Source organism: Kribbella ginsengisoli, assembly GCF_039537185.1.
Taxonomy (GTDB): domain Bacteria; phylum Actinomycetota; class Actinomycetes; order Propionibacteriales; family Kribbellaceae; genus Kribbella; species Kribbella koreensis.
In genome coordinates this window covers 1-758 of sequence record NZ_BAABAA010000045.1, presented here as the reverse complement: position 1 = coordinate 758, position 758 = coordinate 1, and the positions used below count along the sequence as shown (strand labels likewise).

At 57.9% G+C, this 758-nt stretch carries 2 rRNA genes; both read right to left on the bottom strand.

Going from position 1 to position 758, the window contains the following annotated elements:
- Window positions 1–171: 171 nt before the first annotated feature.
- Window positions 172–288: ribosomal RNA gene (rrf, locus tag ABD768_RS42970) — 5S ribosomal RNA — on the bottom strand.
- A 104-nt stretch (window positions 289–392) separates the two neighbouring features.
- Window positions 393–758 (bottom strand): 23S ribosomal RNA (locus tag ABD768_RS42965); the annotation flags it as partial.

The window sequence follows — 758 nt, the reverse complement described above, 5'->3', positions numbered from 1 at the left end:
CCTCGATCAGTTGCAGGCGTCGCTGCGCACCGGTCATCCGTGCGCGTGGAGCACGCACCACTTCTTCTGTGCCCTCCCCGGGCCGGCCGACTGCCATGGCCACAGTCTAACCATGTGCCGAGATGCGAAAGATCCCCTGAACTGGTGTGTTCAGGGGGTCTTTCAAGTGGTGTTCGGCGGTGTCCTACTCTCCCACACTGGTTAGGGTGCAGTACCATCGGCGCTGGAGGGCTTAGCTTCCGGGTTCGGAATGGAGCCGGGCGTTTCCCCTCCGCTATGGCCGCCGTAACGTTATGAAACTATCCGCCACACCCGCGATGGGGGGTGTGGTGTGTTGTTTCAGAGGTGCATAGTGGATGCGAGACCAAAAATTGTTTTGGTGTTTGGGTGTTGTTGGTAAGTCCTCGGCCGATTAGTACCAGTCACCTGAACACATTGCTGTGCTTACAGTTCTGGCCTATCAACCCCATAATCTGTAGGGGGCCTTACCCCACCAATGGTGGGTGAGAAACCTCATCTTGGAACAGGCTTCCCGCTTAGATGCTTTCAGCGGTTATCACTCCCGAACGTAGCCAACCAGCCGTGCTCCTGGCGGAACAACTGGCACACCAGAGGTTCGTCCACCCCGGTCCTCTCGTACTAGGGGCAGCTTTCCTCAAGTTTCTAGACGCGCGCAGCGGATAGGGACCGAACTGTCTCACGACGTTCTAAACCCAGCTCGCGTGCCGCTTTAATGGGCGAACAGCCCAACCCTTGGG